Source organism: Pantoea septica, assembly GCF_002095575.1.
Taxonomy (GTDB): Bacteria; Pseudomonadota; Gammaproteobacteria; order Enterobacterales; family Enterobacteriaceae; genus Pantoea; species Pantoea septica.
This window is the reverse complement of the sequence record NZ_MLJJ01000037.1, coordinates 1-25,459: the sequence shown is the minus strand read 5'-3', so window position 1 is coordinate 25,459 and position 25,459 is coordinate 1. Positions and strand designations below refer to the sequence as shown.

Sequence of the window (25,459 nt, the reverse complement as noted above, 5' to 3'; positions counted from 1 at the left end):
CGCAGGCATTAACGCAGGCTTTCCTGCTGGTAGGCGTAGCCCTCGGCGGCAGGCACAAAACTGAGTCGATGGGTAATGCAGCGCGGCGCGTCTTCGGCGTGGTGCGAAACGAACAGCAGCTGGGTACGGCCTTCGCCGATAAGGATATCGACGAAGCGGCGTACCAGCTGGCGATTGATGGGATCCAGCCCCTGCAGCGGTTCGTCAAGGATCAGCAGCGCCGGATGCTTCACCAGCGCGCGGGCGATCAGCACCAGCCGCTGCTGGCCCCAGGAGAGGCTGTGGAACGGCGCGTCGGCCAGCGCGTTATCCATACCGAGCAGCGCCAGCCACTGCCGCGCCAGCGCCTTCTGCCGCTCCGAGGCTGCCTGATAGAGGCCGATGGAGTCGAAGAAGCCGGAGAGGATCACGGTGCGCACGTTGACGCTGACGCGATAATCCAGATGCAGGCTGCTGCTGACGTAGCCGATATGCTGTTTGATATCCCAGATGGTTTCGCCGCTGCCGCGTTTAGTGCCGAAGAGCCAGAGATCGTTGCTGTAGCCCTGAGGATGATCGCCGGTCACCAGGCTCAGCAGCGTCGATTTTCCGGCGCCGTTAGGCCCGACGATCTGCCAGTGTTCGCCGGCGTTGACCTGCCAGTTCAGCCCGTTGATCACCGCTTTGTCGTTGTAGCAGACCATGCCGTTGCGCAGGATGACGCGCGGCGTTACCTGCGCCAGCGGCGGCAGCTGGTCAGGGGCATCCGGCTCCGGCAGGGCCATGCCCTCCAGCCGTTCGCTGTGCGCCAGCTGCGCCACCAGCGCTTCCGCCAGGATCGCGTCGCGCGCGCCGACGTGGGTCAGGGTGCACTCCGCCAGCACGCCAACCTGCTGAATAAAATCGGGGATGTCGTCAAAGCGATTGAGCACCAGCACCAGCGCAACGTCGGGCTGTTGCAGGTTCGCCAGCGTCTCCGTGAGGCTGGCGCGCGAGGCGACGTCAAGGCCGTCGAAAGGCTCGTCGAGGATCAGCAGATCGGGCTGTTTCATCAGCGCCTGGCAGAGCAGCACCTTGCGCGTCTCGCCGGTTGAGAGGTATTTAAAGCGCCGCTTGAGCAGGTAACCAATGGCGAACCGCTCCGCCAGCGCCTGCGCGCGCGCCTCGTCCCGGACCTCATCCTGGATAATCTCCAGCGCGGTGCGGCCGGTATCGGTTTCGCCTTCGCTCAGCAGATCGGTGTTGTTGCGTTCCCATTCGTCAGCGACCAGCTTTTGCAGCTGTTCGAGCGACAGGCGCGTCGGGCGCGCGAACCGGCTGGCGAAGTCGCCTTTTTCCGGCGCCAGTTCGCCTGCCAGCGCGCGCGCCAGCGACGATTTGCCGCTGCCGTTGGCGCCGACGAAAGCCCAGCTCTGGCCGCCCGTTAGTCGCAGATCGTTCAGGTTCAGTAATCGGGTGTCGCTAAGACGAAACGTGCCTTGCGAAATTTGCAATAATGCCATGATGCGTTCCATTTTATGCACTGTAATACCGGGTTGTACCCAGTGCTGTCGGGGAAGTCAAATCACGGCGCGCAGGTCAGAGCAGCGTAGCGATAATCGCGTGTTCGGCATTAAAACTTGCCGTGACGGCGTCGCCAGGCTGCAGATTCTGCTGCTGCACCTGCTGGTTAGAGAGCGTGGCACAGAGCGTTTCGCCGCTCGGCAGCGTCATCAGCACTTCGCTCATCTGCTCGCCGGGTTCAATCTGGCTCACCTGCGCGCTGAGCTGGTTATCCGCCTGCGACGCCTCGCGGCCGACCTGAATCCATGGCGCTTTGATCAGCACCAGCACTTCTTTGCCCGCCTCAAGCTGCAGGCGCGCCACGCTGCGCTCGGTCAGCGCCACGTTAAGCTGCGTGGCGCCGTCGGCCAGCCGTACCTGAAGATGCCGCACCACATGCTGTTGGTCATGGGCCACCACGGTGCCGAACAGCTGGTTGCGCGCGCTGGTTTGTAGGGAAAAGCGCGCGATCGTCGCCAGCAGGCTGTCGAGCGGCACCGAGTCGTTTTGCAGCGCGTCGAACGCCTTTTGCTGAATCTGCTCCAGCAGCTGGAACAGCTGGATAAGCCGCTCGCCGTAGCGCGTCAGCTGCGCGCCGCCGCCGCCTTTGCCGCCGGTCGCGCGCTCGACGAGAATGTCGTCAGCCAGCTGGTTCATTTCATTGATCGCGTCCCAGGCGCTTTTGTAGCTGATGCCTGCCAGCTTCGCGCCCTGGCTGATGGAGCCGGTTTCGCGGATGCGTTTCAGTAGCGCTATACGGCGCGGATCGGCGAACAGCTTCTGCTGCAGCCGGATGGACAGGGAAAGTTCAGCCTGCATAGTGGCGTCTCCAGAACGTGTGAATGCAACGATCATAGCGGGGAGCGGCGTAAAAAGTAAAAGCACGAAAAGGGCAGTGCGTTTTTTTCCTCAGACGTTACAATCACTTTTTTGCTTTGCTGAGTGAGACTTCCATGCTGGAACTGTTAAAAAGCCTTGCTGTAGCGGTGATTATGGTGCCGGTGGTGATGGCGATTATGCTGGGCCTGATTTATGGCCTGGGCGAGGTGTTCAACGTCATCTCGAAATTCGGCCGCCGCGAACACGCTTCACGCTCTACCCGTTAATTCCCCGACGCCCGCCCGAGCGGGCGTTTTTATTGCGCCTGCTCAACCTTCTCCGTTTCCTGCCGATAATTTTTATCACGCTGTCCTGCGCGCGTTGTATCATTGCCTACGCAACGCATAACTGGAGAATGCCCATGTCATTTCGATCCTGTCGCTGGGGACTTGCCGCCGCGCTGAGCGTCACGCTGGCCGGTCAGGCCGCCGCCGCTGAGAAAGTCACCGTCTTCGCCGCCGCGTCGTTGACCAACGCGCTGCAGGAGATTGCGACGCAGTATAAAAAGAAAACCGACGTAGATGTGGTGTCGTCGTTCGCCTCCTCTTCTACGCTGGCGCGTCAGATTGAGCAGGGCGCGCCCGCCGATCTCTTTATCTCAGCGGACCAGCAGTGGATGGATGACGCCGTAGCGAAAAAGAGCATGGAGGACGCCACGCGCGTGACCCTGCTCGGCAACGAACTGGTGCTGGTGGCGCCACGCGGCGACAGCGCGAAGCCCGTTACGCTGAATCAACAGACCGACTGGAAAAGCCTCTTGAAAGGCGAGCGTCTGGCGGTCGGCGATCCCGATCACGTGCCTGCCGGCATCTATGCGCAGGAAGCGCTGCAAGCGCTGGGCGCCTGGGAGCAGGTTTCGCCGTCGCTGGCGCGCGCCAATAACGTGCGCGCCGCGCTGGCGCTGGTTGAGCGCAAGGAGACGCCCTACGGTATCGTCTACGGGTCGGACGCGGTAGCCAGCGATAAAGTGCAGGTTGTCGGCACTTTTCCGGCATCCAGCCACAAGCCGGTGGAATATCCGATGGCGGTGGTAAAAGCGCATAACAGCGCTGCGGTGAAGGCGTTTTATGACTACCTGAAAGGGCCGGAAGCGGCCGCGGTGTTTAAACAGTACGGATTCTCCCCGAAAGCATGATACTCAGCGATCCCGAATGGCAGGCGGTGGTGCTTAGCCTGAAAGTCTCCAGCATCGCGGTGCTGTTCAGCCTGCCGTTTGGCATCCTTACGGCCTGGATTCTGGTGCGCTGCCGGTTTCCAGGCAAATCGCTGCTCGACAGCATTATTCATCTGCCGCTGGTGCTGCCGCCGGTGGTGGTGGGCTATCTGCTGCTGATCGGTCTGGGCCGACGCGGCGTGATTGGCCAGTATCTCTACGACTGGTTCGGCTTTAGCTTCGCCTTTAGCTGGCGCGGCGCGGCGCTCGCCTCCGCGGTTATCGCCTTTCCGCTGATGGTGCGCGCCATCCGGCTGGCGCTGGAGGCGGTGGATATGCGGCTGGAGCAGGCGGCGCGCACGCTCGGCGCCGGGCGCTGGCGCGTCTTTTTCACCATCACGCTGCCGCTGACGCTGCCCGGCATTATCGTCGGTACCGTGCTGGCCTTCGCCCGCTCGCTGGGCGAGTTCGGCGCGACTATTACTTTCGTCTCCAATATTCCGCAGGAGACGCGCACGCTGCCGCTGGCGATGTTTACCCTGATTGAAACGCCGGGCGCAGAGGGCGCGGCGGCGCGGCTGTGCGCTATCGCCATCGCGCTGGCGCTGCTGTCGCTGCTGATCTCCGAATGGCTGGCGCGCTGGGGCCGTAAAAGGATGGGCGCCTGATGCTGACGCTGAACTTTTCGCAGCGGCTGGGGGATCACCAGCTTGATATCGACGCGCAGATCCCGGCGAAAGGAATTACCGCGGTATTCGGCGTCTCGGGCGCAGGCAAGACGTCGCTGATCAACGCCATCAGCGGGCTGACGCAGCCGCAGCGCGGCGTCATCACGCTGAACGGCCGTGTGCTGCTCGACGTCGAAAAGAGCGTGGTGCTGCCGCCGGAAAAGCGCCGCGTCGGCTATGTGTTTCAGGATGCGCGGCTGTTTCCGCACTATCGCGTGCGCGGCAATCTGCGCTACGGCATGTCGCCCGCGATGAAAGGGCAGTTCGACGCGCTGGTGGCGCTGCTGGGGCTGGAAACGCTGCTGGATCGCTTTCCGCTGTCGCTCTCCGGCGGTGAAAAGCAGCGCGTCGCCATTGGCCGCGCGCTGCTGAGCGCCCCCGATATTCTGCTGATGGACGAGCCGCTCGCTTCGCTCGATCTGCCGCGCAAGCGCGAGCTGATGCCCTATCTGCAGAAGCTGGCGAAACAGGTCGAGATCCCGGTGCTCTACGTCACCCACAGTCTCGATGAAATTTTGCAGCTGGCGGAAAACGTGCTGGTGCTCGATCGCGGCGGCGTTAAGGCTTTCGGCCCGCAGGAAAAAGTCTGGAGCAGCAGCGCGATGCGGCCCTGGCTGCCGGTAAGCGAGCTGACCAGCGTGCTGCGCGTGCAGGTGCTGGAACATCATCCCGACTATCCCATGAGCGCGCTGTCGCTCGGCGACCAGCATATCTGGGTGAGCCGGGTTGACTATCCGGTGAAAACCCCGCTGCGTATCCGCATCGCCTCGGCGGACGTCTCGCTGGCGCTGCAGCCGCCGCAGCTCAGTTCGATACGCAATATCCTTCCGGCGCAGGTGGTGGAGCTGCTGGAGGTGGGGGATCAGGTCGAGGTGCGTCTGCGCATTGGCGTCAGCGAACTCTGGGCGCGCATTTCGCCCTGGGCGCGGGATGAGCTGGGCATTCGGCCAGATCAGTGGCTCTATGCCCAGATTAAAAGCGTATCGGTTGCCGCCTGATTACAGCAGCTGCTGCGCGATCACCTCGGCGATGCCCGGCTCAAGGTTGGTGCCGATCACCTGCTTCGCGCGCGCCTTGATCGCCTCGTCGGCGTTGCCCATCGCCACGCCCAGCCCGACGGCTTCCAGCATGCTGAGATCGTTATAGTTGTCGCCGAAGGCGATCACCTCCTGCATCGAGAAGCCCAGCGAGGCGACCCATTCCGCCAGCCGCTTGCCTTTGCTGTTGCCGCGCTGCGCGATATCCACCTGATCGTGCCACGACCATTCGCACGCCAGTCCCAGCTCCGCTTCCACACGCGTCGCAAACTGCTGCAGTTCGGCAGTGTTTTCATGGGAAAGCGCGAACTTCCAGATCGCCTGCGCGTCGCGCGCCGCCTGCGCCAGGTCCGGCACCTGAACAAACAGCGGACGCTGATGCGGCGGCAGCGATTCCGCCCATTTCAGCGTGCGTATTACGTGGCCGGTAGGCGTCTGATAGAGCATCGCATCGTCGACGTAGAGCAGGCCGTGAATCTGCTGCTCATCCAGCATCTCAATCACGCGCAGCGCCTGCTCCTTATCCAGCGGATCGGCAGCCAGCACCTTTTTTGCCTGATAATCATACAAATAGGTGCCGTTGCAGCAGATTGCGGGTGTATCGAGTTCCAGCGCCTGATAAAAAGGGTGGATGGCGCAGTGGTGACGGCCGGTGACGATAGCCACCTTGACGCCAGCCTGACGGGCGCGCTTCAGCGCCTCGATAGACTGGTGCAGAATGGTTTTCGCGGGCGTCAGCAGGGTGCCGTCAAGGTCGAGGGCGATTACGCGATAGCTCATGGCTTATTCCGTGTGAAAGGATTAAAGAGGCATCGAGTCTACACCCGGGCGCGGGCCTGAGACAAAAAGCAGGGCACAAATGATTCCGGCGCACCGTGGCAAAACAGGCTACAGTGAGCCACAGATAAAAACTGACAGGCTGCGAACAAGGAGAATGCATGAAACAAGTCGTTTATACCGCCAGTCCCGAGAGCCAGCAGATCCACGCGTGGCGGTTAGATGAAGAGGGCGCACTTTCGCTGTTGCAGGTGACGGACGTCTCCGGCCAGGTTCAGCCGATGGTGGTCAGCCCGAAGAAAGATTTTCTCTACGTCGGCGTGCGCCCGAACTTCCGCGTGCTGGCGTTCCGCATTGCCGCCGACGGCACCCTGAGCGAAGCGGGCGAAGCACCGCTGCCGGGCAGTCCGACCCATATTTCCACCGATCGCGCCGGCAACTATCTGTTTTGCGGCTCCTATAACGACGCCTGCGTCAGCGTCAGCCCGATTGGCGATGACGGCCTGCCGCAGGCGCCGTCGCAGGTGATCCGCGAGCTGGACGGCTGCCACTCCGCCAATATCGACAACGCCAACCAGACGCTGTTCGTTCCGGCGCTGAAGCAGGATCGCATCTGCCTTTATTCCCTGAGCGCCGACGGCACGCTGGCGCCGCGCGCGCAGGCGCAGGTCAACACGGTAGAGGGCGCCGGTCCGCGTCATATGGCGTTTCATCCCAACGGCAGCTACGCCTACTGCGTCAACGAACTCGACAGCACCGTGGACGTCTGGGCGCTGAGCAACGCGCGCGGCGAAGTTGAGCGCGTGCAGTCGCTGGACATGATGCCGCCGGGCTTTAGCGAAACGCGCTGGGCGGCGGATATCCATCTTACCCCCAACGGCCGCTTCCTTTACGCCTGCGATCGCACCAGCAGCACTATTACGGTGTTCAGCGTCAGCGAAGATGGCGGCCTGCTCTCTATTGAGGGCTATCAGCCGACGGAAACCCAGCCGCGCGGCTTCAATATCGATCACAGCGGGCGTTATCTGGTGGCGGCTGGTCAGAAATCGCACCATATCGAGGTGTACCGCATCAGCGAGCCGCAAGGCTTGCTGACCCCGCTGGCGCGCTACGCGGTGGGCCAGGGACCGATGTGGGTGGTGATCCACCCGCTCGATTAAGAAGAGACCTCAGGCGCAGCGGGGCCGGCCCCCGCGCGCCTTTAGCTAAATGGCAGGACGCCGCGGCAGAATCAATATCGACCCCTTCAGGCTGTGACAGGATAGGCGGATTGTTTTTTTGGAGTCAGGAACGATGAAGAAGAAAAACCGCATGCCCACCCCGCACGACGCTGCGTTCCGGCAGTTTCTCGCCCAGCCGGAAATTGCCCGCGATTTTATGTTGATCCACCTTCCGCCTGAACTGCGCGCCGTCTGCGATCTCAGCACGCTAAAGCTGGAGTCCGGCTCGTTTATTGAGGACGATCTGCGACACTATGTCAGCGACGTGCTCTACAGTAGACGCCAAAGCTTTTGTTCACGCGCTGGCACAGCGAATGCCGCAGCAGCAGGAGGAATTGATGACCATTGCAGAACAGCTTGAACAGAAAGGTATCGAAAAAGGGATTGAAAAAGGTATTCAGCCTGGTCGTCAGGCGGGCCGCAACGAGGGCAAGCTTGAAGTCGCTCGACGCTTGCTGGAGATGGGCATGGCCAGCGAGTCAGTCCAGGAGCGACCGGCCTGAGCGAGGCGGAGCTGGCGCAAATCCGTCACTGATCCCTGGCGTAGCGGCGCCGCTTATCGCGCGCCGCCTTCAGGCTCCGTTACGAATAGTTCACCGTAATGCTGGCGCTCGCCAGCGCATGGAAATGCACGTTAAATCCGACCATTGCGCCGCTCGCTTCGGCGTCCACCTCGATCGTCTCGACATCCAGCGCATGCACGGTAAAAATATAGCGATGGCTTTCGCCCTGCGGCGGCGCCGCGCCGCCGTAGCCGGCTTTGCCGAAATCGGTGCGCGTCTGCAGCGCCCCCGGCGGCAGCATCGCCAGGCCGGAACCGGCGCCTTGCTCCAGCAGTTGGGTGCTGGCGGGAATATTCACCACCACCCAGTGCCACCAGCCGGAACCGGTCGGCGCATCGGGATCGTAACAGGTTACGACGAAGCTTTTAGTGCCTTCCGGCGCATCGTCCCACGCCAGGTGCGGGGAGATGTTGTCGCCCTGATAGCCCATGCCGTTAAACACCTGGCGCTCCGGCATCTTGTCGCCGTCGTTAAAATCATTGCTGAAAACGCGCATCTTCTCTCCTCGGTTGTTATAAACCTTCAGTATCAACGCTTTCCATCTTAGCGAAAAAAAGAGGCGGTTCCAGCCGTTAGCGACGATCAGGCGCTAAAGTGCGCCTCCCGCGTCACCGCCTCGGCAATCGCCTCGGTCAGCTGGCGTAGCGCCTGCGGCGTAATGATATAGGGCGGCATCAGGTATATCAGGCGGCCAAACGGACGGATCCAGACGCCGCGCTCGACGAAAAAGCGCTGCAGCGCGGCCATATTTACCGGACGGCGCGTCTCAACCACGCCGATAGCGCCCAGCACGCGCACATCCGCCACCTGCGGCGCGGCGCGCAGCGGCATCAGCTCATCGCGCAGCTGCCGTTCAATGCGCGCCACCTGCTGCGGCCAGTGGCCTTCGTTAAGCAGGGCGAGGCTCTCTGCGGCTACGGCGCACGCCAGCGGGTTGCCCATAAAGGTCGGCCCGTGCATAAAACAGCCCGCCGGACTGTCGCTGATGCCGTCGGCGACGCGGCGCGTGGCGAGAGTTGCCGCCAGCGTCATCATGCCGCCGGTCAGCGCCTTGCCGACGCAGAGAATATCGGGCGTCACCTCGGCATGCTCGCAGGCGAAAAGCTTGCCGCTGCGGCCGAAGCCGGTGGCGATTTCGTCGGCGATCAGCAGCACATCATAGCGATCGCAGCACTCGCGCACCCGCTGCAGATAGCGCGGATGATAGAAGCGCATGCCGCCCGCGCCCTGTACGATCGGCTCGAGTATCACTGCCGCCAGCCTGGCGTGGTGCAGTTCGATCAGGCGAACAAAGTCATCCGCGTCGCGCTCGTCCCAGATATCGTCAAAGCGGCACTGCGGGGCGGCGGCGAAGTGGTGCTCCGGCAAATAGCCGCGCCACAGGCTGTGCATCGAGTTATCGGGATCGCATACCGACATCGCTGCAAAGGTGTCGCCGTGATAGCCGCGCGCTAGCGTAAGAAACTGCTGGCGCGTTTCACCGCGGCCCAGCCAGTACTGCATCGCCATTTTCATCGCCACTTCCACCGCGACCGAGCCGGAATCGGCGAGGAAGACGCACTCCAGCGCGGCGGGCGTCATCGCCAACAGCTGGCGGCAAAGCGCCACCGCCGCAGGATGGGTAATACCGCCGAACATCACATGCGACATCTGCGCCATCTGATCCTGCATCGCCCTGTTCAGCCGGGGATGGTTGTAGCCGTGGATCGCCGCCCACCAGGAGGACATGCCGTCCACCAGTTCGCGGCCGTCCGCCAGTTGCAGCTGCGTGCCCTGCGCCGCGACAACCGGGTAGCAGGGCAGCGGATCGCGCATCGAGGTATAGGGATGCCAGATATGCTGGCGATCAAATTCAGCGTCCTGTGGGGTAAACATGATAGTTGTAAACCAAAATAAAAAGATTTAGTTTACAAGTATAACCACGTTAACTGTCGGGATGACACCCTTTTTTTGGAGTAGGCAATGGCACAACACTGGACTCTGGCGCAGGCGCAGGCGCTGTTTGATAAACCCTTTCTTGAGCTGATGTTTGAGGCGCAGCAGGTTCACCGCCAGCATTTCGACCCGCGTCAGGTTCAGGTCAGCACGCTGCTGTCGATCAAAACCGGCGCCTGCCCGGAGGACTGCAAATACTGCCCGCAAAGCGCCCGCTACAAAACCGGGCTGGAGTCCGAACGGCTGATGGAGGTGCAGGAGGTGCTGGCGTCGGCGCGTAAAGCGAAAGCGGCGGGCTCGAGCCGTTTCTGCATGGGGGCGGCGTGGAAAAACCCCAACGACCGCGATATGCCTTACCTTGAGCAGATGGTGCAGGGCGTGAAGGCGCTGGGAATGGAAACCTGCATGACGCTCGGCACGCTAAGCGAGCGGCAGGCGCAGCGCCTGGCGGGCGCCGGGCTCGATTTTTACAACCATAACCTCGACACCTCGCCGGAGTTTTACGGCAGCATCATCACCACCCGCAGCTATCAGGAGCGGCTGGATACGCTTGGCAAAGTGCGCGATGCCGGCATCAAAGTCTGCTCGGGCGGCATCGTCGGGCTGGGCGAAACCGTAAGCGATCGCGCCGGGCTGCTGGTGCAGCTGGCGAACCTGCCGACGCCGCCGGAGAGCGTGCCGATCAATATGCTGGTGAAGGTCAAGGGCACGCCGCTGGCGGATAACGACGACGTCGAGCCGTTTGACTTTATCCGGACTATCGCCGTGGCGCGCATCATGATGCCGACCTCGCACGTGCGTCTCTCGGCGGGCCGCGAGCAGATGAGCGAGCAGACCCAGGCGATGTGCTTTATGGCGGGCGCCAACTCGATTTTCTACGGCTGCAAGCTGCTCACCACGCCGAACCCGGAAGAGGATAAAGACCTGCTGCTGTTCCGCAAGCTGGGCCTCAACCCTGAACATACTCATACCGCGCACGGCGATAACGAACAGCAGCAGCAGCTGAGCGAGCAGCTGTTCCACGCCGACACCGAACAGTTCTACAACGCGGCGCTGTGATGAGCTTCTCCACGCGTATGGCGGAGGCGCTGGAGACGCGCCGCGCCGCTGACGGCTGGCGGCAGCGCCGGCTCATCGCGCGCAACGATACCCGCACGCTGCAGGCAGAGGGAAAGAGATACCTTCACTTCTCCAGCAACGACTATCTCGGCCTGAGCCGGCATCCGACGGTGATCGCCGGCTGGCGTCAGGGCGCGCCGGGCGCTGGCGCGTCGGGACACGTCACGGGCTACAGCGAACGCCACGCCGAACTGGAGGCGCAGCTCGCCGACTGGCTCGGCTACTCGCGCGCGCTGCTGTTTATCTCCGGCTTCGCCGCCAATCAGGCGATCGTGCATCTGCTGGCGCAGAAGCAGGATCGCATTATCGCCGATAAGCTGGCGCACGCGTCGCTGCTCGATGCGGCGGGCCATACGCCCGCCGCGCTGCGCCGCTTTCACCATAACGACGTCGAGAGCCTGACCCAGCGGCTGGCGTCGCCGTGCGATGGCGAAACGCTGGTGATCACCGAAGGGATCTTCAGCATGGACGGCGATAGCGCGCCGCTGGAGGCGATCGCCGCCGCATCCCGCCGCGCCGGCGGCTGGCTGCTGGTGGACGACGCCCACGGCATCGGCGTGGTGGGCGAGCAGGGACGCGGCAGCTGCTGGCAGCAGGGCGTGAAGCCGGAGCTGCTGGTGGTGACCTTTGGAAAAGCCTTTGGCGTCAGCGGCGCGGCGCTGCTGTGCGACGACGCTACCGCCGACTATTTTCTGCAGTTCTCGCGCCACCTCATCTACTCGACGGCGATGCCGCCCGCCCAGGCGAGCGCGCTGCTGGCGGCGCTGCATGAGATTCAGGGCGGCGACGCGCTGCGTCAGCGGCTCCGCGACAATATTCAGCGCTTTCGCCGCGGCGCGGCGGGCTTGCCCTGGGCGCTGATGCCTTCGGAAAGCGCAATCCAGCCGCTGATCGTCGGCGAAAACGGCGCCGCGCTGGCGCTGTCGCAGCGGCTGGCGCAGGCGGGCTGCTGGGTCAGCGCCATCCGGCCGCCGACCGTGCCGCCCGGCACCGCGCGGCTGCGCATTACCCTGACTGCCGCGCACCGGGCGGAGGATATCGACGCACTGCTGGAGGCGCTGCATGACGCTGCCGGTTAATAAAGCCGCGGTGGCGCGCGCCTTCGGCCGCGCGGCAGGCCACTACGAACAGCACGCCGAACTGCAGCGGCGCTGCGGCGACGCGCTGCTGGCGCTGGCGCCGCCTCTGGCCGATGGCGATCTGCTCGACGCGGGCTGCGGCACCGGCTGGTACAGCCGCCTCTGGCAACAGCGCGGGCAGCGCGTCGTGGCGCTCGATCTCTCGCCGCAGATGCTGCGGCAGGCGCGCAGCCTCGACGCGGCGAGCGGCTATCTGGCGGGCGACATCGACGCCTTGCCGCTGGCGAGCCGGAGCGTCGATTGCGTCTGGAGCAATCTGGCGGTGCAGTGGAGCAGCGACTTGCGCACCGCGCTGCAACAGTTCGCCCGCGTGCTGCGTCCCGATGGCGTCATGCTCTTCTCGACGCTGCTGGCCGGTTCGCTGCACGAGGTCCACGCCGCCTGGCGGTCGCTGGGGCCTGGCGAGCACGCCAATCGCTTTTTAACCGAGGAGCAGGTGCGCGCGGCGGGCGCCGGGCTCAACCTTCGCTTCATCCATCAGACGCAGGTGATGCATTTTCCCAACGCCCTGAGCGCAATGCGATCGCTGAAGGGCATCGGCGCCACCCATCTGCACCAGGGCCGGGACGGCGCGCCGCTGACGCGGCAGCGGCTGGCCCAGCTTGAGGCGCTGTGGCCGCGCGATGCGCAGGGCTGCCGTCTGACTTATCAACTGCTTTTTGGAGTCACGCAACGATGAAATGGTTTATTACCGGCACCGACACCGAGGTGGGCAAAACCGTCGCCAGCGGCGCGCTGCTGCAGGCGGCGGGCGCGGCGGGCTATCGCACCGCCGGCTATAAGCCGGTCGCCTCCGGCTGCGACGTGACGCCGGAGGGGGCGCGCAACGGCGATGCGCTGGCGCTGCAGCGCTACAGCAGCCTGGAACTGCGCTATGAGCAGGTTAATCCGCTGGCGTTTATCGAGCCGACGGCGCCGCATATCGTCAGCGCGGAAGAGGGCAGGCCGATCGCGTTTGAAATGCTTTCACAGGGGCTGCGCGCGCTGGAGGCGCAGGCGGATTGGGTGCTGGTAGAGGGCGCCGGCGGCTGGTACACGCCGCTGTCGGAGACGCACACCTTTGCCGACTGGGTCGCGCAGGAGCAGCTTCCGGTAATCCTGGTGGTCGGGGTCAAACTGGGCTGCATCAACCACGCCATGCTGACCGCCGATGCGGTGCAGGCGCGCGGCCTGCGGCTGGCGGGCTGGATCGCCAACGATATCGAGCCGCCGGGCAAGCGGCATCAGGCCTATATGGCGACGCTGAAACAGCGCATTCCCGCGCCGTTTCTCGGCGAAATTCCCTGGCTGCCCGATGCGGCGGCGCAGGCGGATTGCGGCCGCTTTATAACGCTGCCCTGCTAGCGTTCAGTTCACCGTTAGCCACTTATTGATGGTGAGATCGTCCAGCTGCGCCACGCGACCCTGCGCGACGTTGCGACCGCGATGCAGCAGCAAAAAGTAGTCGGCGACGCGGCGGATCAGGGAGACGCGCTGCTCCAGCAGCAGCACGGTCAGGCCGTAGTCGAGATTCAGGCGACGGATCAGGTTGCCCATCTCCTCTTCCAGCCAGGGCGACATGCCGTCGGTCGGTTCGTCGAGGATCAGCAATCTGGGCCGCAGCACCAGCGCGCGCGCGAGCGCCAGCTGCTGCTGCTGGTCTATGGGCAGTTCGCCGCTGCGCTGCTGTCGCAGGGAATAGAGCGCTGGAAACAGATCGAACACCATCTCGGGGATGACGTGCGGTTTGTCGCTCTGTCCGCTGCCCGCCAGCAGGGCGATCAGCAGGTTATCCTCTACGCTCATCTGCGAGAAGATATGGCGGCCCTGCGGCACATAGCCGATTCCCATGCGCGCGCGCTGTTCGGCCGGCTGCAGCAGCAGATCGCGCGGCGGCGAGCCATCTTCCTGCCAGGTCATCGACCCGCTGTTAATCGGCAGGCGACCCATGATGCAGTTCACCAGCGTGGTTTTGCCCATGCCCGGACGGCCCAGCACGCCGGTGCAGGTGCCGGGCGGCAGGTCGAGATCCACATCCCACAGGATATGGTTCTGTCCGTAAAACTGATTCACCGAACGTAAACTCAGCATCTGACTCTCCTCTTGCAGATCTTGCCTGAATGCTTCCGCTCTTTGACGTCTGGCAAACAAGTCTTCAACGGTGGCGGTAGCGCGAATGTCGCCTTGCCTTACTTTCCTCAACCCTCGCGTTAAATGCTGCAATTACCGGGCCAGGATCACCTTACAGGCCAGGAAGCGCCAGCAGGGCGTAATTAGCCTGTAAAAGATGAAAAATGCTTAACAATTGCTACGGGTAATCAGGGCGCTGCACTTTCACGGTGCTGATGACTTGACGTTTCTGGTGCAGCCGGGCTGCGGCACGGCAGCTTGTTGAATTTAACTGGTCTTAAAAGCGGTCGCGGCTGGACGAAAATTCAGCGGCGGGCTGAAAAAGCATAGTTAACCGCCACGTTTCCGGCAGGAATTTAAGCGGAAAAATTTTTTTTTCACGCGGCTGGCTTAAGCACAAAAAATTATGCACAGCTGATGGCGAAAGGGCTGCCTTTAGTTATCCACCATTCCTGTGGATAACCTTGTGCATTAGACAGTGAAAACAGAGCGCAAGCGAGGAAATACGCGGCCTGGTTACATAATGCTGAGAAACTGGGCTTTTACCTTATTATTTTACAAATCAGGTAGTTATTAAAAAACAAGCCTGCGAATTTTCCGCTGCGTAACAGAGCTGAAATTTAATGACGCTCTCTTGACAAATGTTATAAATCCACTCCGGCTGGGGATAACCTTGCGCAACGGCGAAAATGTTGTCGCGTTGTTACAGCGAGCGAGAGACCGCGCCGCGCCAGCGTCTCACTGTGCCGCGTTACTGGTAATTTATCCAGTATTATTTTCTGGCAAAATCGCCACGGCAGAGTAAAATGACTCGGCTAGCCGCCGCATTCTTCAGCAGGAACCGCATCTCATGAGTAAAGTCTTTAAACTAAATTCCGCCTTCCAGCCCTCCGGCGACCAGCCTGAGGCGATTCGTCGCCTCAAAGAGGGGCTGGAGGATGGTCTTGCCCATCAGACGCTGCTCGGCGTAACCGGCTCCGGCAAGACCTTTACCGTCGCCAACGTCATCGCCGATCTCAACCGGCCTGCGATGGTGCTGGCGCCCAACAAAACGCTGGCGGCGCAGCTCTACGGCGAGATGAAAGAGTTCTTCCCCGACAACGCGGTGGAGTTCTTCGTTTCCTATTACGACTACTACCAGCCCGAAGCCTATGTGCCGAGCTCCGACACCTTTATCGAAAAAGACGCCTCGGTAAACGAACATATCGAGCAGATGCGTCTTTCGGCCACCAAGGCGCTGCTGGAGCGTCGCGACGTTATCGTGGTGGCGTCAGTTTCCGCGATTTACGGCCTGGGCGATCCCGATCTCTATCTGAAAATGATGCTGCACCTGACGCGCGGCATGCTTATCGACCAGCGCAGCATTCTGCGCCGTCTGGCGGAGCTGCAGTATGCGCGCAACGACCAGGCGTTCCAGCGCGGCACCTTCCGCGTGCGCGGCGAAGTGATCGATATTTTCCCGGCGGAGTCGGAAGATACCGCGCTGCGCGTCGAGCTGTTCGACGAAGAGGTCGAGCGGCTGTCGCTGTTCGATCCGCTTACCGGTCAGATCCTTTCTACCGTGCCGCGCTTTACCATCTATCCGAAAACGCACTACGTGACGCCGCGCGAACGTATTCTGCAGGCGATGGAAGATATCAAAGTCGAGCTGGCGGATCGCCGTCGGGTGCTGCTGGAGAACAACAAGCTGCTGGAAGAGCAGCGCCTGACGCAGCGCACCCAGTTCGATCTGGAGATGATGAACGAGCTGGGCTACTGCTCGGGCATTGAAAACTACTCGCGCTACCTCTCCGGGCGCGGGCCGGGCCAGCCGCCGCCGACGCTGTTCGACTACCTGCCCGCCGACGGCCTGCTGATTGTGGATGAATCGCACGTCACCATTCCGCAAATTGGCGGGATGTATAAGGGCGACCGCGCGCGTAAAGAGACGCTGGTGGAGTATGGCTTCCGCCTGCCTTCCGCGCTCGATAACCGCCCGATGAAATTTGAAGAGTTTGAGGCGCTGGCGCCGCAGACTATCTACGTTTCGGCGACGCCGGGCAACTACGAACTGGAGAAGTCGGGCGGCGAGGTAATCGATCAGGTGGTGCGTCCGACCGGCCTGCTCGATCCGCTGCTGGAGGTGCGTCCGGTGGCGACGCAGGTGGACGATCTGCTGTCGGAGATCCGCAAACGCGTCACCATCAACGAGCGCGTGCTGGTGACGACGCTGACCAAGCGTATGGCGGAAGATCTCACCGAGTATCTCGAAGAGCACGGCGAGAAGGTGCGCTATCTACACTCAGATATCGATACCGTCGAGCGTATGGAGATCATCCGCGATCTGCGTCTTGGCGAGTTCGACGTGCTGGTGGGGATCAACCTGCTGCGCGAAGGGCTGGATATGCCGGAAGTGTCGCTGGTGGCGATCCTCGATGCGGACAAAGAGGGCTTCCTGCGCTCTGAACGCTCCCTGATCCAGACCATCGGGCGCGCTGCGCGTAACGTCAACGGCAAAGCGATCCTCTACGCCGACAAGATCACCAACTCCATGGCGCGCGCCATCGAAGAGACTGAACGCCGTCGCGAGAAGCAGCAGAAGTACAACGAGGAAAGAGGCATTGTGCCGCAGGGGCTCAACAAGAAGATCACCGATATCCTCGAGCTGGGGCAGAACGTCGTCAAGACGCGCGGCAAGGCTAAAGCCAACAGCCGCGGCGCCGCCGAGGCGGATGCCAGCTATCTGGCGCTGACGCCGCAGGCGCTGCAGAAGAAGATCCACGAGCTGGAGTCGCAGATGCAGCAGCACGCGCAGAACCTGGAGTTCGAAGAGGCGGCGAACGTGCGCGACAAGCTGCATCAGCTGCGCGAACTCTTTATCGCCGCCTCGTAGCGGCTTAGCTAAACCGCTGAATGGCGTGTTCCAGCGCCAGGCGCAGCAGCTGGCGGTCGTGACGATAGGGAATATCGGCGGCCTCCAGCGGCTCGCGCACGATCAGGCGGTTTTCCACGCCGGCGGTATCGGCGGCCGGGCTGACCACCACCGCGTCAATCACCCGTTTGCCGATATATTTCTCCATCATGGCCAGCTTATCCGCCACCGTCAGGCTGGCGGCGGCTGGGCTCAGCTCGCGTCCCAGATTGCCGATAAACACCATGGTGGCGGGCGTACGGCGCAGCGCGCGCGCCATCTCCTCCATTAAGAGGCTCGGCATCAGGCTGGTGTAAAAGCTGCCCGGTCCGATCAAAATAAGGTCCGCTTCGGCAATCGCTTCCAGCGCCTCGCGGGTCGGCGCCACGTTCGGGTGCAGCATCAGCTCCTGCGGCGGCTGTGTCATGGCGTCGATATCGGTTTCGCCGTAAACCATGTTGCCTTCGCTGTCTAACGCCACCAGATCGACCGGCTGCTCCGACATCGGGATCAGGAAGGCGTCGACCTTGAGCAGGTTGCGAATGATATTGATCGCCTCCAGCGGCCTGACGCTGAGGTGATCCAGCGCCTTCAGCATCAGGTTGCCCAGGTTGTGGCCGGAGAGCTCGCCGTTGCCGGCGAAGCGATACTCGAACATCGCCGACGCGACGCTCGGCTCAGTAATCAGCTGGTTAATGCAGTTACGCATGTCGCCCCAGGCGATGCCGCCTTCGGAACGGCGAATGCGTCCGGTAGAGCCGCCGTTATCGGTGGTGGTGACAATGCCGGTCAGGCGCGAGCCCAGCGGCGACAGGGCGGACATCACGCGCCCCAGGCCGTGTCCGCCGCCCAGCGCCACCACGCGATCGAGGTCTGCCAAAGTTCGGTTCATATTTCCTCTTTACACCCGCTGCCGACTTACCGTAACGGCGTTCTTTTCAGCGGGCCATGTTAACTTTACTGCCGCGAAAATGCGGCGAAAAAACGTTATGTATCAATATATATAGCGCACGTAGTGGCTGGCAGAGCGGTAAAATTCGCGCTACCATTTGCCAACCATGTCGTCCATGTGGGCGACATACACTCAAAGCCTGAACGCCTAAGTCAAATGATAGGGGGTTCAGGCCGCAGCCGACGCGCTGCCAGGGTGCAGAAAGAAATGCCTGCATCTCCCGTATTTGGAAAAGGTGTTCTGGTGTCACAATTTACTGATGCATTTGCACGTCGGTTTTATTACCTGCGTCTCTCGGTGACGGATGTCTGTAACTTCCGCTGCACCTACTGCCTGCCCGACGGCTATAAGCCGCAGGGCGTGAGCAACAAAAGCTTTCTCTCGCTCGATGAAATTCGACGCGTCACGCGCGCCTTCGCCGCGGCCGGCACTGAAAAAGTGCGTCTGACCGGCGGCGAGCCGTCGCTGCGTCGCGATTTTACCGACATTATCGCCGCCGTGCGGGAAAACCGCGCCATTCGGCAGATCGCCGTTACCACCAACGGCTATCGGCTGGCGCGCGACGTCGCCGCCTGGCGCGCTGCCGGGCTCACCGCGCTGAACGTCAGCGTAGACAGTCTCGACGCGCGCCAGTTCCACGCCATTACCGGACAGGACAAATTCCATCAGGTGATGGCGGGCATCGACGCCGCCTTCGACGCGGGCTTCCAGCAGGTCAAAGTCAACAGCGTGCTGATGCGAGACCTCAACAGCCGCAGCCTGCAAACCTTTCTCGACTGGATCCGCACGCGCCCGATTCAGCTGCGGTTTATCGAGCTGATGGAGACGGGCGAGGGCGGCGCGCTGTTCCGCGACCAGCACGTTTCAGGCGCGGTGATCCGCGATCGGCTGATCGCCCAGGGCTGGCAGCGCCGCGAGCGCGGCCGCAGCGACGGCCCGGCGCAGGTCTTTTACCATCCTGATTACGTCGGCGAGATCGGCCTGATTATGCCCTATTCGCGCGATTTTTGCGCCAGCTGCAACCGTCTGCGCGTCTCGGCGCACGGCAATCTGCACCTTTGCCTGTTCGGCGACAGCGGCGTGCCGCTGCGCGATCTGCTGGTTTCCGACGCGCAGCAGGCGGAGCTGCAGGCGCGCATCGCGCACAGCCTGGGCGCGAAGAAGCAGACGCACTTCCTGCATCAGGGCAATACCGGCATCACGCAGAACCTTTCCTTCATCGGCGGTTAATCTCAGGAGCGAGTCAATGGGCAAATCTACGGGTGAATTTATTCCGGTCAACCTGGCGGTGCTGACCGTTTCCGATCGACGCGACGCCAGCAGCGACACCTCCGGCGACTATCTGCGCGCTGCGGCGCACGAAGCCGGCCACGTGGTGGTCGATCACGCCATCGTCGGCGAAGATCGCTACCGCATTCGCGCCATCGTGTCACGCTGGATAGCCAGCCTGGATGTGCAGGTGGTGGTAATCAACGGCGGTACGGGGTTCAACGCGAAAAACATCACGCCAGAGGCGATTGAGCCGCTGTTCGATCGCAAAATAGAGGGCTTCGGCGAGCTGTTCCGTATGTTCTCCTGGGAGGATATCGGCGGCTCGACGCTGCAGTCGCGCGCCCTGGCCGGCATCGCCAACGGCACGCTGATCTTCGCGGTGCCGGGTTCCACCAGCGCCTGCGAGAGCGCCTGGGAGCGCATTATCGCCGACCAGATCGACGCCCGCACCGGCCCCTGTAATTTCGTTTCACACTTAAAGAAGCTGTAAGCCATGCAACTGACACATATTAACGCCGCGGGCGAAGCCCATATGGTCGACGTCTCCGCCAAGGCGGAAACGGTGCGCGAGGCGCTGGTGCTGATGGCCGCCGAGACGCTGCAGATGATCGTCGACGGCAGCCACCATAAAGGCGACGTCTTCGCCACGGCGCGCATCGCCGGCATTCAGGCCGCCAAGCGCACCTGGGAGCTCATCCCGCTCTGCCATCCGCTGATGCTGAGCAAGGTCGAAGTCAACCTGGTGGCCGAGCCGGAACATCAGCGCGTACGCATCACCTCGCTTTGTCGCCTGAGCGGCAAAACCGGCGTCGAAATGGAAGCGCTGACCGCGGCGTCGGTGGCGGCTCTGACCATCTACGACATGTGCAAAGCGGTGCAGAAAGATATCGTTATCGACCAGCTGCGCCTGCTGAGCAAAAGCGGCGGCAAGTCCGGCGATTTCCAGGCGGTGTCCCATGATTAACGTGCTGTTTTTCGCGCAGGTGCGCGAGCTGGTGGGCACCAGCGCGCTGGAGATGCCTGCTGATTTTCCCGACGTGGCGACGCTGCGCGACGCGCTGGCGCAAAAGGGCGATCGCTGGGCGCTGGCGCTCGACTCAGGCAAACTGCTGGCCGCCGTAAATCAGACGCTGGTGCCGATGTCGCATCCCCTGAAGGCAGGCGACGAAGTGGCCTTTTTTCCGCCGGTCACGGGAGGCTGAGATGGTTACGCAGATACGCGTCGGTTCGGCGCCCTTCAGCATGGCCGACGAGTACGCCTGGCTCTCCGCCTCTGACGCTGACGGCGCGGTGGTGACCTTTACCGGCAAGGTGCGCAATCACAACCTGGGCGACAGCGTCGCCGCGCTGACCCTTGAGCACTATCCGGGAATGACGGAAAAAGCGCTGCACGAGATCGTCGACGAGGCGCGTAGCCGCTGGCCGCTTCAGCGCGTCAGCGTGATCCACCGCATCGGCGAGCTTTTTCCCGGCGATGAGATCGTGTTCGTCGGCGTCACCAGCGCGCACCGCGGCAGCGCCTTCGCCGCCGCGGAATTCATCATGGACTACCTGAAAACCCGCGCCCCGTTCTGGAAGCGCGAGGCCACCGACCAGGGCGATCGCTGGGTCGACGCCCGCGACAGCGACCATCAGGCCGCGCAGCGCTGGGATTAAGGCTTGCTGAGCTGCTCCGCCGGACCGAAATGGGTATGGCCGTGAGCGTGCTCGCCGCCGCCGGAGACGCGTTTTAGCTGGATCACCTCGCCGCGCTGCCAGGCGTTAGCGCCCGGCACCACCGGCTGGGTGACGATATCGGCGCGCGACGCCCGCAGCTTGCGGCTGTCGATATCAAAACGTTTGTCGCGATCCGCCAGCAGGCGATTATCAAGCTGGCCGTCGGCGGTAAAGCCCATCATCAGCGCCGGAATGCCGATCGGCAGGGTTTTGTCGCGATCGGTATGCCAGGTGTGCCAGGTTTTGCCGTAGGTATTGGCGATGCGCGCCATCAGCGCGTGGTCCGCCGCCTGCGGCAGGCCCGGGGCAATCAGCGTGCCCGATTTAACCTCAAAGTCGTGGCTGTGCCACAGCTTTTTCTCTTCCGGCGGCAGGGTCTGATAGAGCCGCGCGCTGATAATATACTCCACCCCCATCAGCCGCGCGTCTTTGGTATTGCCGTCGTAAATCACCGCCTGCATCACGTCGTCGTTCAGCACCGTCACGTAGTGGTGCGCCTCCATCTGGCCATTCTGATCGCCGTTATAGAAGTGAAAGCCGTCGAGATAGGTATTAATCGCCTCGATGGGCGGACGCGACTGCAGCAGGTCTGCGCCGGTGGCGAGCGCTTTCATTTTTGCCGAGGTGGGCGCGCCGGGCGAGGCGACCTGCGCAGGCGTATTATTCGCGCCGCAGCCGCTGAGCAGCAGGGCAATGGCGGCACCGAGCCAGAGTTTTTGCATAACTATTTCCTTTTACGCGAGAAAACCTCAGCCTGGCTGAGAAACGCCGATACGCAAGCGCGACGGCAACGCGGGAATTTACGCCTCGTCTGATGGTTTGTCCGCGCTTCGGTGCTAAGGTAAGGGTTTTGTTTTCCTGCAAGGACCGCTATGTCAGTTTCCGCATCGCTCAAACGTTTCTCGCTGCTCGCCGCGCTGGTGCTGGCGGGGTGCAGCACTAAAAAAACGCCCGAGGCGCCGGCGCGTCAGCCGGCCGACGTCAAGGCGCAGATTCAGCGTCTGCTGCCCGCCCACGTCAGCGACAAACCGGGCTGGGCCACCGATATCTATACCTCGTTCCGCACCCAGCAGATCGACCCCAGCGTCAGCAATCTGTGCGCCGCTATCGCCGTCGCGGATCAGGAGTCGAACTTCAGCGCCGAGGCGGCGGTGCCCGGTCTGCCGAAAATCGCCTGGGGCGAGATCGACCGCCGCGCGGCAAAGGTGCATGTGCCGGCGTTCCTGGTGCGCACCGCGCTGATGATTAAATCCTCTAACGGCGAAAGTTATGCGGCGCGGCTCGACAAAGTGCGCAGCGAAAAAGAGCTGAGCGCCATTTTCGACGATTTTATTGATATGGTGCCGATGGGGCAGAAGCTGTTCGGCAACCTGAATCCGATTCATACCGGCGGCCCGATGCAGGTCAGCATCAGCTTCGCCGAGGCGCACGCCAAAGGCTATCCCTGGCCAGTCGACGGATCGATCCGCCGCGAGGTCTTTACCCGCCACGGCGGCATGTACTTCGGCATTATGCATCTGCTTGGCTATCCGGCGGACTACAGCAAGCCGATCTACCGCTTCGCCGACTTTAACGCGGGCTGGTACGCCAGCCGCAACGCCGCTTTTCAGGCGGCAGTGGCGCGCGCGACCGGCATGAAGCTGGCGCTGGACGGCGATCTGATCCTCTATGGCTCCGACAACGCGGGCGCCACCGAGCTGGCGGTGCGCACGCTGGCGAAGCAGATCGACATGAGCGAGAGCGCCATTCGTCGCGACTTGGAGAAAGGAGAGCAGGCGAGCTTCAGCGACAGCACGCTGTGGAAGCAGGTCTTCGCGCTGGCGGACAAGATGGCCGGCCGCCCGCTGCCGCGCGAGATGCTGCCGGGCATTAAGCTGGAGAGCCCGAAAATCACCCGCAATCTCACCACGGCCTGGTTTGCGCAGCGCGTCGACAGCCGCTATCAGCAATGTTTATCGCGCCGCTGAGGCGCGCATTGTGGGGCAGTTGAGCCATGCTGTGCCACAATTAGGCATGTCCGTCGGCTTGCCGACGCCTTTTCACTCACATGAGGTGCATCATGGATCGATATCCACGCAATGATTCTCTGGTGCAGCCCGCGACAAGCGGGTTGCAGGTTTTTATGGCGCAGGTTTACGGCTGGATGACCTGCGGGCTGCTGCTCACCGCCTTCGTCTCCTGGTATGCGGCGGGCAACGAGCGCATCATGTTCTTTATCTTTTCCAACCGCATGACTTTCTTCGGTCTGATTATCGCCCAGCTGGCGGTGGTGTTCGTGCTCTCCGGCATGGTGCATCGCCTGAGCGGCGCGGTGGCGACCGGGCTGTTTATGCTCTATTCGGTGCTGACCGGCCTGACGATGGCCAGCATTTTCCTCGCCTATACCTACACCTCGATCGCCAGCACCTTCTTTGTGACGGCGGGGATGTTCGGCGCCATGAGCTTTTACGGCTACACCACCAAACGCGATCTGAGCCGCTTCGGCAGCCTGCTGTTTATGGCGCTGATCGGCATTTTGCTGGCGTCGCTGGTGAACTTCTGGCTGAAGAGCCCGGCGCTGATGTGGGCGATTACCTATATCGGCGTGGTGGTGTTCGTGGGGCTGACCGCCTATGACACCCAACAGCTGCGCCAGATGGGCGAGCAGATCGACGTGCGCGACCGCGAGTCGCTGCGCCGCTATTCGATTATGGGCGCCCTGAAGCTCTATCTCGACTTTATCAACCTGTTCCTGCTGCTGCTGCGTATCTTCGGCAACCGTCGCTAAGGAACCGGGGCGCCATCCCGCCAGCCAGGCCGGGATGGCGCCCTTGCGTACTACGCGCTCTTCTGCAATTTCTGTTCATTCTTCGCGCGCAGATGCTTCGCGCGACTCTCCAGCATCAGATAGAGTACCAGCGCCAGCAGCAGCGGCAGAATAAAGTAGAGCACGCGATAGGCGAGCAGCGCCGCGATAATGGTGCCGTGTGAGGCGTGTTGTCCGCTCAGCAGCGCCAGGAACACCGCCTCCAGCACGCCGATCCCGGCTGGAATATGAATAATCACCCCCGCAATGCTGCTGATTAGCAGCACGCCGAGCACGATAGGGTAATCCACCTGCCGCGCCAGCAGCAGCCAGATAATCGCCCCCATCACCAGCCAGTTGGCGGAGGAGACCGCGAACTGAAACAGCGCCATGCGCAGCGACGGCAGCTGCAGCGTCTGACGCCGGATGGTCCATTTGCGGCGCTTTGAAAAGGCGCAGGCCCAGAGGAAGACCGCCACCACCGCCAGCAGCGCCACGCCGATAATGCGCAGCGTGGTCTCGCCGATAAACCAGCCGCCGGGAATCGGCACCATGCCCGCGCTGAACACTACGCCCGCCAGCAGGATATAGCCGAGCCAGTTGGTGGCGATGCTGAGCGAGAAAATACGCGTGATGGTCGCGCTGTCCAGCCCCAGCCGCGAATAGAGCCGGTAGCGCATTGCCACGCCGCCGACCCAGGTGCTTAACGTCAGGTTGAAGGCGTAGCAGATAAACGACACCAGCATCACCTGTCGCTTCGCCAGCTTATGGCCGCAGTAGGCGCGGCCGATCAGGTCATAGCAGCCATAGGTCAGGTAGCTGACGATCACCAGCGCGACCGCGCTCAGCACCGCCAGGCGGTTATAGTTGACGATAACGTTGTAGACATCTTCCCAGTTAACTTTGCGGGCGTAGACCACCAGCAGCACAATTACCGCGATGAAAAAGAGCCAGGTCAGCAACTTCTTCGCCAGCTTCCACTTTGGATGTTTTTCCGCCATCAGGATTTCGCCCCTTGATTGTCTGTTTCGACACGGTCCTGCGTTTCCATTTCCGGCTGAACCGGCGGATCGACCTGCGCAATCAGCGGCGTGTGCGCGGGCAGCCAGCCGGCGATAGCCGGGAAATGGCGTAAGAAGTGAAACACCACCACGCTTTTGGTCAGCTGCCACCAGTTGCGCGGCGGCAGGCGATCTTCCTGCACGCGCTGGCAGTCTTTCGCCAGCAGCTGCTCCAGGTTATCGCGCAGCGTCTGGTTAAAGTCGCGATCGTAGATAATCAGATTGGCTTCGAGGTTGAGCGACAGGCTCAGCGGGTCGAGGTTGCTGGAGCCGACGGTGGCCCACTGGCGATCCTGCACCGCCACCTTGCCGTGCAGCGGACGGCGGATATATTCGTAGACTTCGACGCCGGCATCCACCAGATAGTTATAGAGCAGTTCAGCGCCAACTTTAACGATCGGCATATCCGGTTCGCCCTGCACGATCAGCCTGACCCGCACGCCGCGCTGCGCCGCGCTGCGCATCTCGCGCAGCAGGCGGTAGCCCGGGAAAAAGTAGGCGTTGGCGATAATCACATCCTCTTTCGCGGTGCGCAGCATATCGAGATAGTGCTTTTCAATATCGTCGCGGTGGTCGTCGTTGTCGCGATAGACGAACAGCACC

General features: G+C 62.2%; 28 protein-coding genes, 1 pseudogene and 1 riboswitch. Of the genes and pseudogenes, 19 read left to right on the top strand and 10 right to left on the bottom strand.

The genetic code is table 11. The features are described 5' to 3' along the window. Window positions 1–8: 8 nt before the first annotated feature. Together modF and modE are read right to left on the bottom strand one after the other, a co-directional pair. Window positions 9–1,481 (bottom strand): molybdate ABC transporter ATP-binding protein ModF, encoded by a 1,473-nt coding sequence (gene modF, locus HA46_RS17000; RefSeq protein ID WP_084885588.1) that lies wholly within the window; start codon window positions 1,479–1,481, stop codon window positions 9–11. 76 nt (window positions 1,482–1,557) lie between these two features. Further along, a complete protein-coding gene (modE, locus tag HA46_RS16995; protein ID WP_033789058.1) occupies window positions 1,558–2,340 on the bottom strand; it encodes a molybdenum-dependent transcriptional regulator in 783 nt (260 codons plus the stop codon). A gap of 134 nt (window positions 2,341–2,474) precedes the next feature. Between modE and HA46_RS16990 the strand changes: the two genes are divergently transcribed. The 4 genes from HA46_RS16990 (at window position 2,475) to modC (ending at window position 5,279) form a co-directional block, all read left to right on the top strand. After that, window positions 2,475–2,627: an AcrZ family multidrug efflux pump-associated protein gene (locus HA46_RS16990; protein WP_033751635.1), complete on the top strand. Its 153-nt coding sequence runs from the start codon at window positions 2,475–2,477 to the stop codon at window positions 2,625–2,627. A 134-nt stretch (window positions 2,628–2,761) separates the two neighbouring features. Beyond that, the gene (modA, locus tag HA46_RS16985; RefSeq protein ID WP_084885586.1) at window positions 2,762–3,535 is read left to right on the top strand and encodes a molybdate ABC transporter substrate-binding protein; all 774 of its coding nucleotides are present in this window, start codon (window positions 2,762–2,764) and stop codon (window positions 3,533–3,535) included. Further along, on the top strand, window positions 3,532–4,221 hold the full coding sequence (gene modB, locus HA46_RS16980) for a molybdate ABC transporter permease subunit (RefSeq protein ID WP_084885583.1): 690 nt from the start codon (window positions 3,532–3,534) through the stop codon (window positions 4,219–4,221). Before modA ends, modB begins: the two co-directional genes overlap by 4 nt. Then, window positions 4,221–5,279 (top strand): molybdenum ABC transporter ATP-binding protein ModC, encoded by a 1,059-nt coding sequence (gene modC / locus HA46_RS16975; protein ID WP_084885581.1) that lies wholly within the window; start codon window positions 4,221–4,223, stop codon window positions 5,277–5,279. The genes modB and modC overlap by 1 nt, the downstream gene beginning before the upstream one ends. Here the strand turns inward: modC and HA46_RS16970 are convergent, their stop codons facing one another. Continuing rightward, window positions 5,280–6,098 (bottom strand): pyridoxal phosphatase, encoded by an 819-nt coding sequence (locus HA46_RS16970; RefSeq protein WP_084885578.1) that lies wholly within the window; start codon window positions 6,096–6,098, stop codon window positions 5,280–5,282. It lies immediately after the preceding gene. 158 nt (window positions 6,099–6,256) lie between these two features. Here HA46_RS16970 and pgl point away from each other — a divergent pair, with 158 nt between their 5' ends. The 3 genes and pseudogenes from pgl (at window position 6,257) to HA46_RS21370 (ending at window position 7,818) form a co-directional block, all read left to right on the top strand. Then, entirely contained in the window at window positions 6,257–7,255 is a 999-nt protein-coding gene (gene pgl, locus HA46_RS16965; protein ID WP_033789065.1) for a 6-phosphogluconolactonase, read from the top strand. Between the two features lie 133 nt (window positions 7,256–7,388). Continuing rightward, a pseudogene (locus HA46_RS21375) lies at window positions 7,389–7,592 on the top strand (Rpn family recombination-promoting nuclease/putative transposase); the annotation flags it as partial. Window positions 7,593–7,653: 61 nt separating this feature from the next. Then, window positions 7,654–7,818, top strand: coding sequence for a hypothetical protein (locus tag HA46_RS21370; protein WP_244277534.1), 165 nt, complete (start codon window positions 7,654–7,656; stop codon window positions 7,816–7,818). A gap of 79 nt (window positions 7,819–7,897) precedes the next feature. Here HA46_RS21370 and HA46_RS16955 read toward each other — a convergent pair whose 3' ends face one another. Both HA46_RS16955 and bioA read right to left on the bottom strand, forming a co-directional pair. After that, window positions 7,898–8,374, bottom strand: a complete 477-nt coding sequence (locus tag HA46_RS16955; RefSeq protein WP_084885575.1) for a kinase inhibitor — start codon at window positions 8,372–8,374, stop codon at window positions 7,898–7,900. An 86-nt stretch (window positions 8,375–8,460) separates the two neighbouring features. Then, entirely contained in the window at window positions 8,461–9,753 is a 1,293-nt protein-coding gene (gene bioA / locus HA46_RS16950; RefSeq protein ID WP_033789072.1) for an adenosylmethionine--8-amino-7-oxononanoate transaminase, read from the bottom strand. A gap of 87 nt (window positions 9,754–9,840) precedes the next feature. Between bioA and bioB the strand changes: the two genes are divergently transcribed. The 4 genes from bioB to bioD are packed head-to-tail and all read left to right on the top strand — an operon-like array spanning window position 9,841 to window position 13,415. Then, a complete protein-coding gene (gene bioB, locus HA46_RS16945; RefSeq protein WP_033789074.1) occupies window positions 9,841–10,872 on the top strand; it encodes a biotin synthase BioB in 1,032 nt (343 codons plus the stop codon). Then, a complete protein-coding gene (gene bioF, locus HA46_RS16940; RefSeq protein WP_084885573.1) occupies window positions 10,872–12,011 on the top strand; it encodes an 8-amino-7-oxononanoate synthase in 1,140 nt (379 codons plus the stop codon). The genes bioB and bioF overlap by 1 nt, the downstream gene beginning before the upstream one ends. Next, window positions 11,995–12,750: a malonyl-ACP O-methyltransferase BioC gene (gene bioC, locus HA46_RS16935; RefSeq protein ID WP_033789078.1), complete on the top strand. Its 756-nt coding sequence runs from the start codon at window positions 11,995–11,997 to the stop codon at window positions 12,748–12,750. Before bioF ends, bioC begins: the two co-directional genes overlap by 17 nt. After that, a complete protein-coding gene (bioD, locus tag HA46_RS16930; protein ID WP_084885569.1) occupies window positions 12,747–13,415 on the top strand; it encodes a dethiobiotin synthase in 669 nt (222 codons plus the stop codon). Before bioC ends, bioD begins: the two co-directional genes overlap by 4 nt. A 3-nt stretch (window positions 13,416–13,418) precedes the next feature. Here bioD and HA46_RS16925 read toward each other — a convergent pair whose 3' ends face one another. Continuing rightward, a complete protein-coding gene (locus HA46_RS16925; protein ID WP_033789082.1) occupies window positions 13,419–14,141 on the bottom strand; it encodes an ABC transporter ATP-binding protein in 723 nt (240 codons plus the stop codon). An 889-nt stretch (window positions 14,142–15,030) separates the two neighbouring features. Between HA46_RS16925 and uvrB the strand changes: the two genes are divergently transcribed. Further along, entirely contained in the window at window positions 15,031–17,052 is a 2,022-nt protein-coding gene (uvrB, locus tag HA46_RS16920; protein WP_033789083.1) for an excinuclease ABC subunit UvrB, read from the top strand. A gap of 4 nt (window positions 17,053–17,056) precedes the next feature. Here uvrB and HA46_RS16915 read toward each other — a convergent pair whose 3' ends face one another. Further along, window positions 17,057–17,962, bottom strand: coding sequence for a gluconeogenesis factor YvcK family protein (locus tag HA46_RS16915; protein WP_033789084.1), 906 nt, complete (start codon window positions 17,960–17,962; stop codon window positions 17,057–17,059). A gap of 179 nt (window positions 17,963–18,141) precedes the next feature. After that, window positions 18,142–18,276, top strand: a riboswitch (molybdenum cofactor riboswitch). On the opposite strand from HA46_RS16915, the gene moaA reads away from it, so the two are divergent. From moaA to moaE, 5 genes are all read left to right on the top strand, one after another. Continuing rightward, window positions 18,266–19,252 carry a GTP 3',8-cyclase MoaA gene (gene moaA, locus HA46_RS16910; protein WP_084885566.1) on the top strand — a complete coding sequence of 329 codons (987 nt, stop codon included), beginning with the start codon at window positions 18,266–18,268 and terminating at the stop codon, window positions 19,250–19,252. It overlaps the preceding riboswitch by 11 nt. A gap of 16 nt (window positions 19,253–19,268) precedes the next feature. Further along, window positions 19,269–19,784: a molybdenum cofactor biosynthesis protein B gene (gene moaB, locus HA46_RS16905; RefSeq protein ID WP_084885564.1), complete on the top strand. Its 516-nt coding sequence runs from the start codon at window positions 19,269–19,271 to the stop codon at window positions 19,782–19,784. A 3-nt stretch (window positions 19,785–19,787) separates the two neighbouring features. Further along, window positions 19,788–20,258 (top strand): cyclic pyranopterin monophosphate synthase MoaC, encoded by a 471-nt coding sequence (gene moaC / locus HA46_RS16900; RefSeq protein ID WP_084885561.1) that lies wholly within the window; start codon window positions 19,788–19,790, stop codon window positions 20,256–20,258. Next, window positions 20,251–20,496 (top strand): molybdopterin synthase sulfur carrier subunit, encoded by a 246-nt coding sequence (gene moaD, locus HA46_RS16895; RefSeq protein ID WP_084885557.1) that lies wholly within the window; start codon window positions 20,251–20,253, stop codon window positions 20,494–20,496. Before moaC ends, moaD begins: the two co-directional genes overlap by 8 nt. A gap of 1 nt (window position 20,497) precedes the next feature. Further along, on the top strand, window positions 20,498–20,950 hold the full coding sequence (moaE, locus tag HA46_RS16890; RefSeq protein WP_033789090.1) for a molybdopterin synthase catalytic subunit MoaE: 453 nt from the start codon (window positions 20,498–20,500) through the stop codon (window positions 20,948–20,950). Here the strand turns inward: moaE and HA46_RS16885 are convergent. Continuing rightward, window positions 20,947–21,732 (bottom strand): OBAP family protein, encoded by a 786-nt coding sequence (locus HA46_RS16885; protein WP_033789092.1) that lies wholly within the window; start codon window positions 21,730–21,732, stop codon window positions 20,947–20,949. The genes moaE and HA46_RS16885 overlap by 4 nt on opposite strands. 150 nt (window positions 21,733–21,882) lie before the next feature. Here HA46_RS16885 and HA46_RS16880 point away from each other — a divergent pair, with 150 nt between their 5' ends. Continuing rightward, window positions 21,883–22,977 (top strand): DUF1615 domain-containing protein, encoded by a 1,095-nt coding sequence (locus HA46_RS16880; RefSeq protein ID WP_033789093.1) that lies wholly within the window; start codon window positions 21,883–21,885, stop codon window positions 22,975–22,977. A gap of 92 nt (window positions 22,978–23,069) precedes the next feature. After that, entirely contained in the window at window positions 23,070–23,777 is a 708-nt protein-coding gene (locus tag HA46_RS16875) for a Bax inhibitor-1/YccA family protein (protein WP_033789095.1), read from the top strand. Window positions 23,778–23,827: 50 nt separating this feature from the next. On the opposite strand, the gene HA46_RS16870 is transcribed toward HA46_RS16875, so the two are convergent. Continuing rightward, the gene (locus tag HA46_RS16870; protein ID WP_084885555.1) at window positions 23,828–24,796 is read right to left on the bottom strand and encodes a lysylphosphatidylglycerol synthase domain-containing protein; all 969 of its coding nucleotides are present in this window, start codon (window positions 24,794–24,796) and stop codon (window positions 23,828–23,830) included. Then, window positions 24,796–25,459 (bottom strand): cardiolipin synthase ClsB (clsB, locus tag HA46_RS16865; RefSeq protein WP_143807655.1); only part of this gene is annotated, 664 nt, incomplete at its 5' end. The genes clsB and HA46_RS16870, both read right to left, overlap by 1 nt.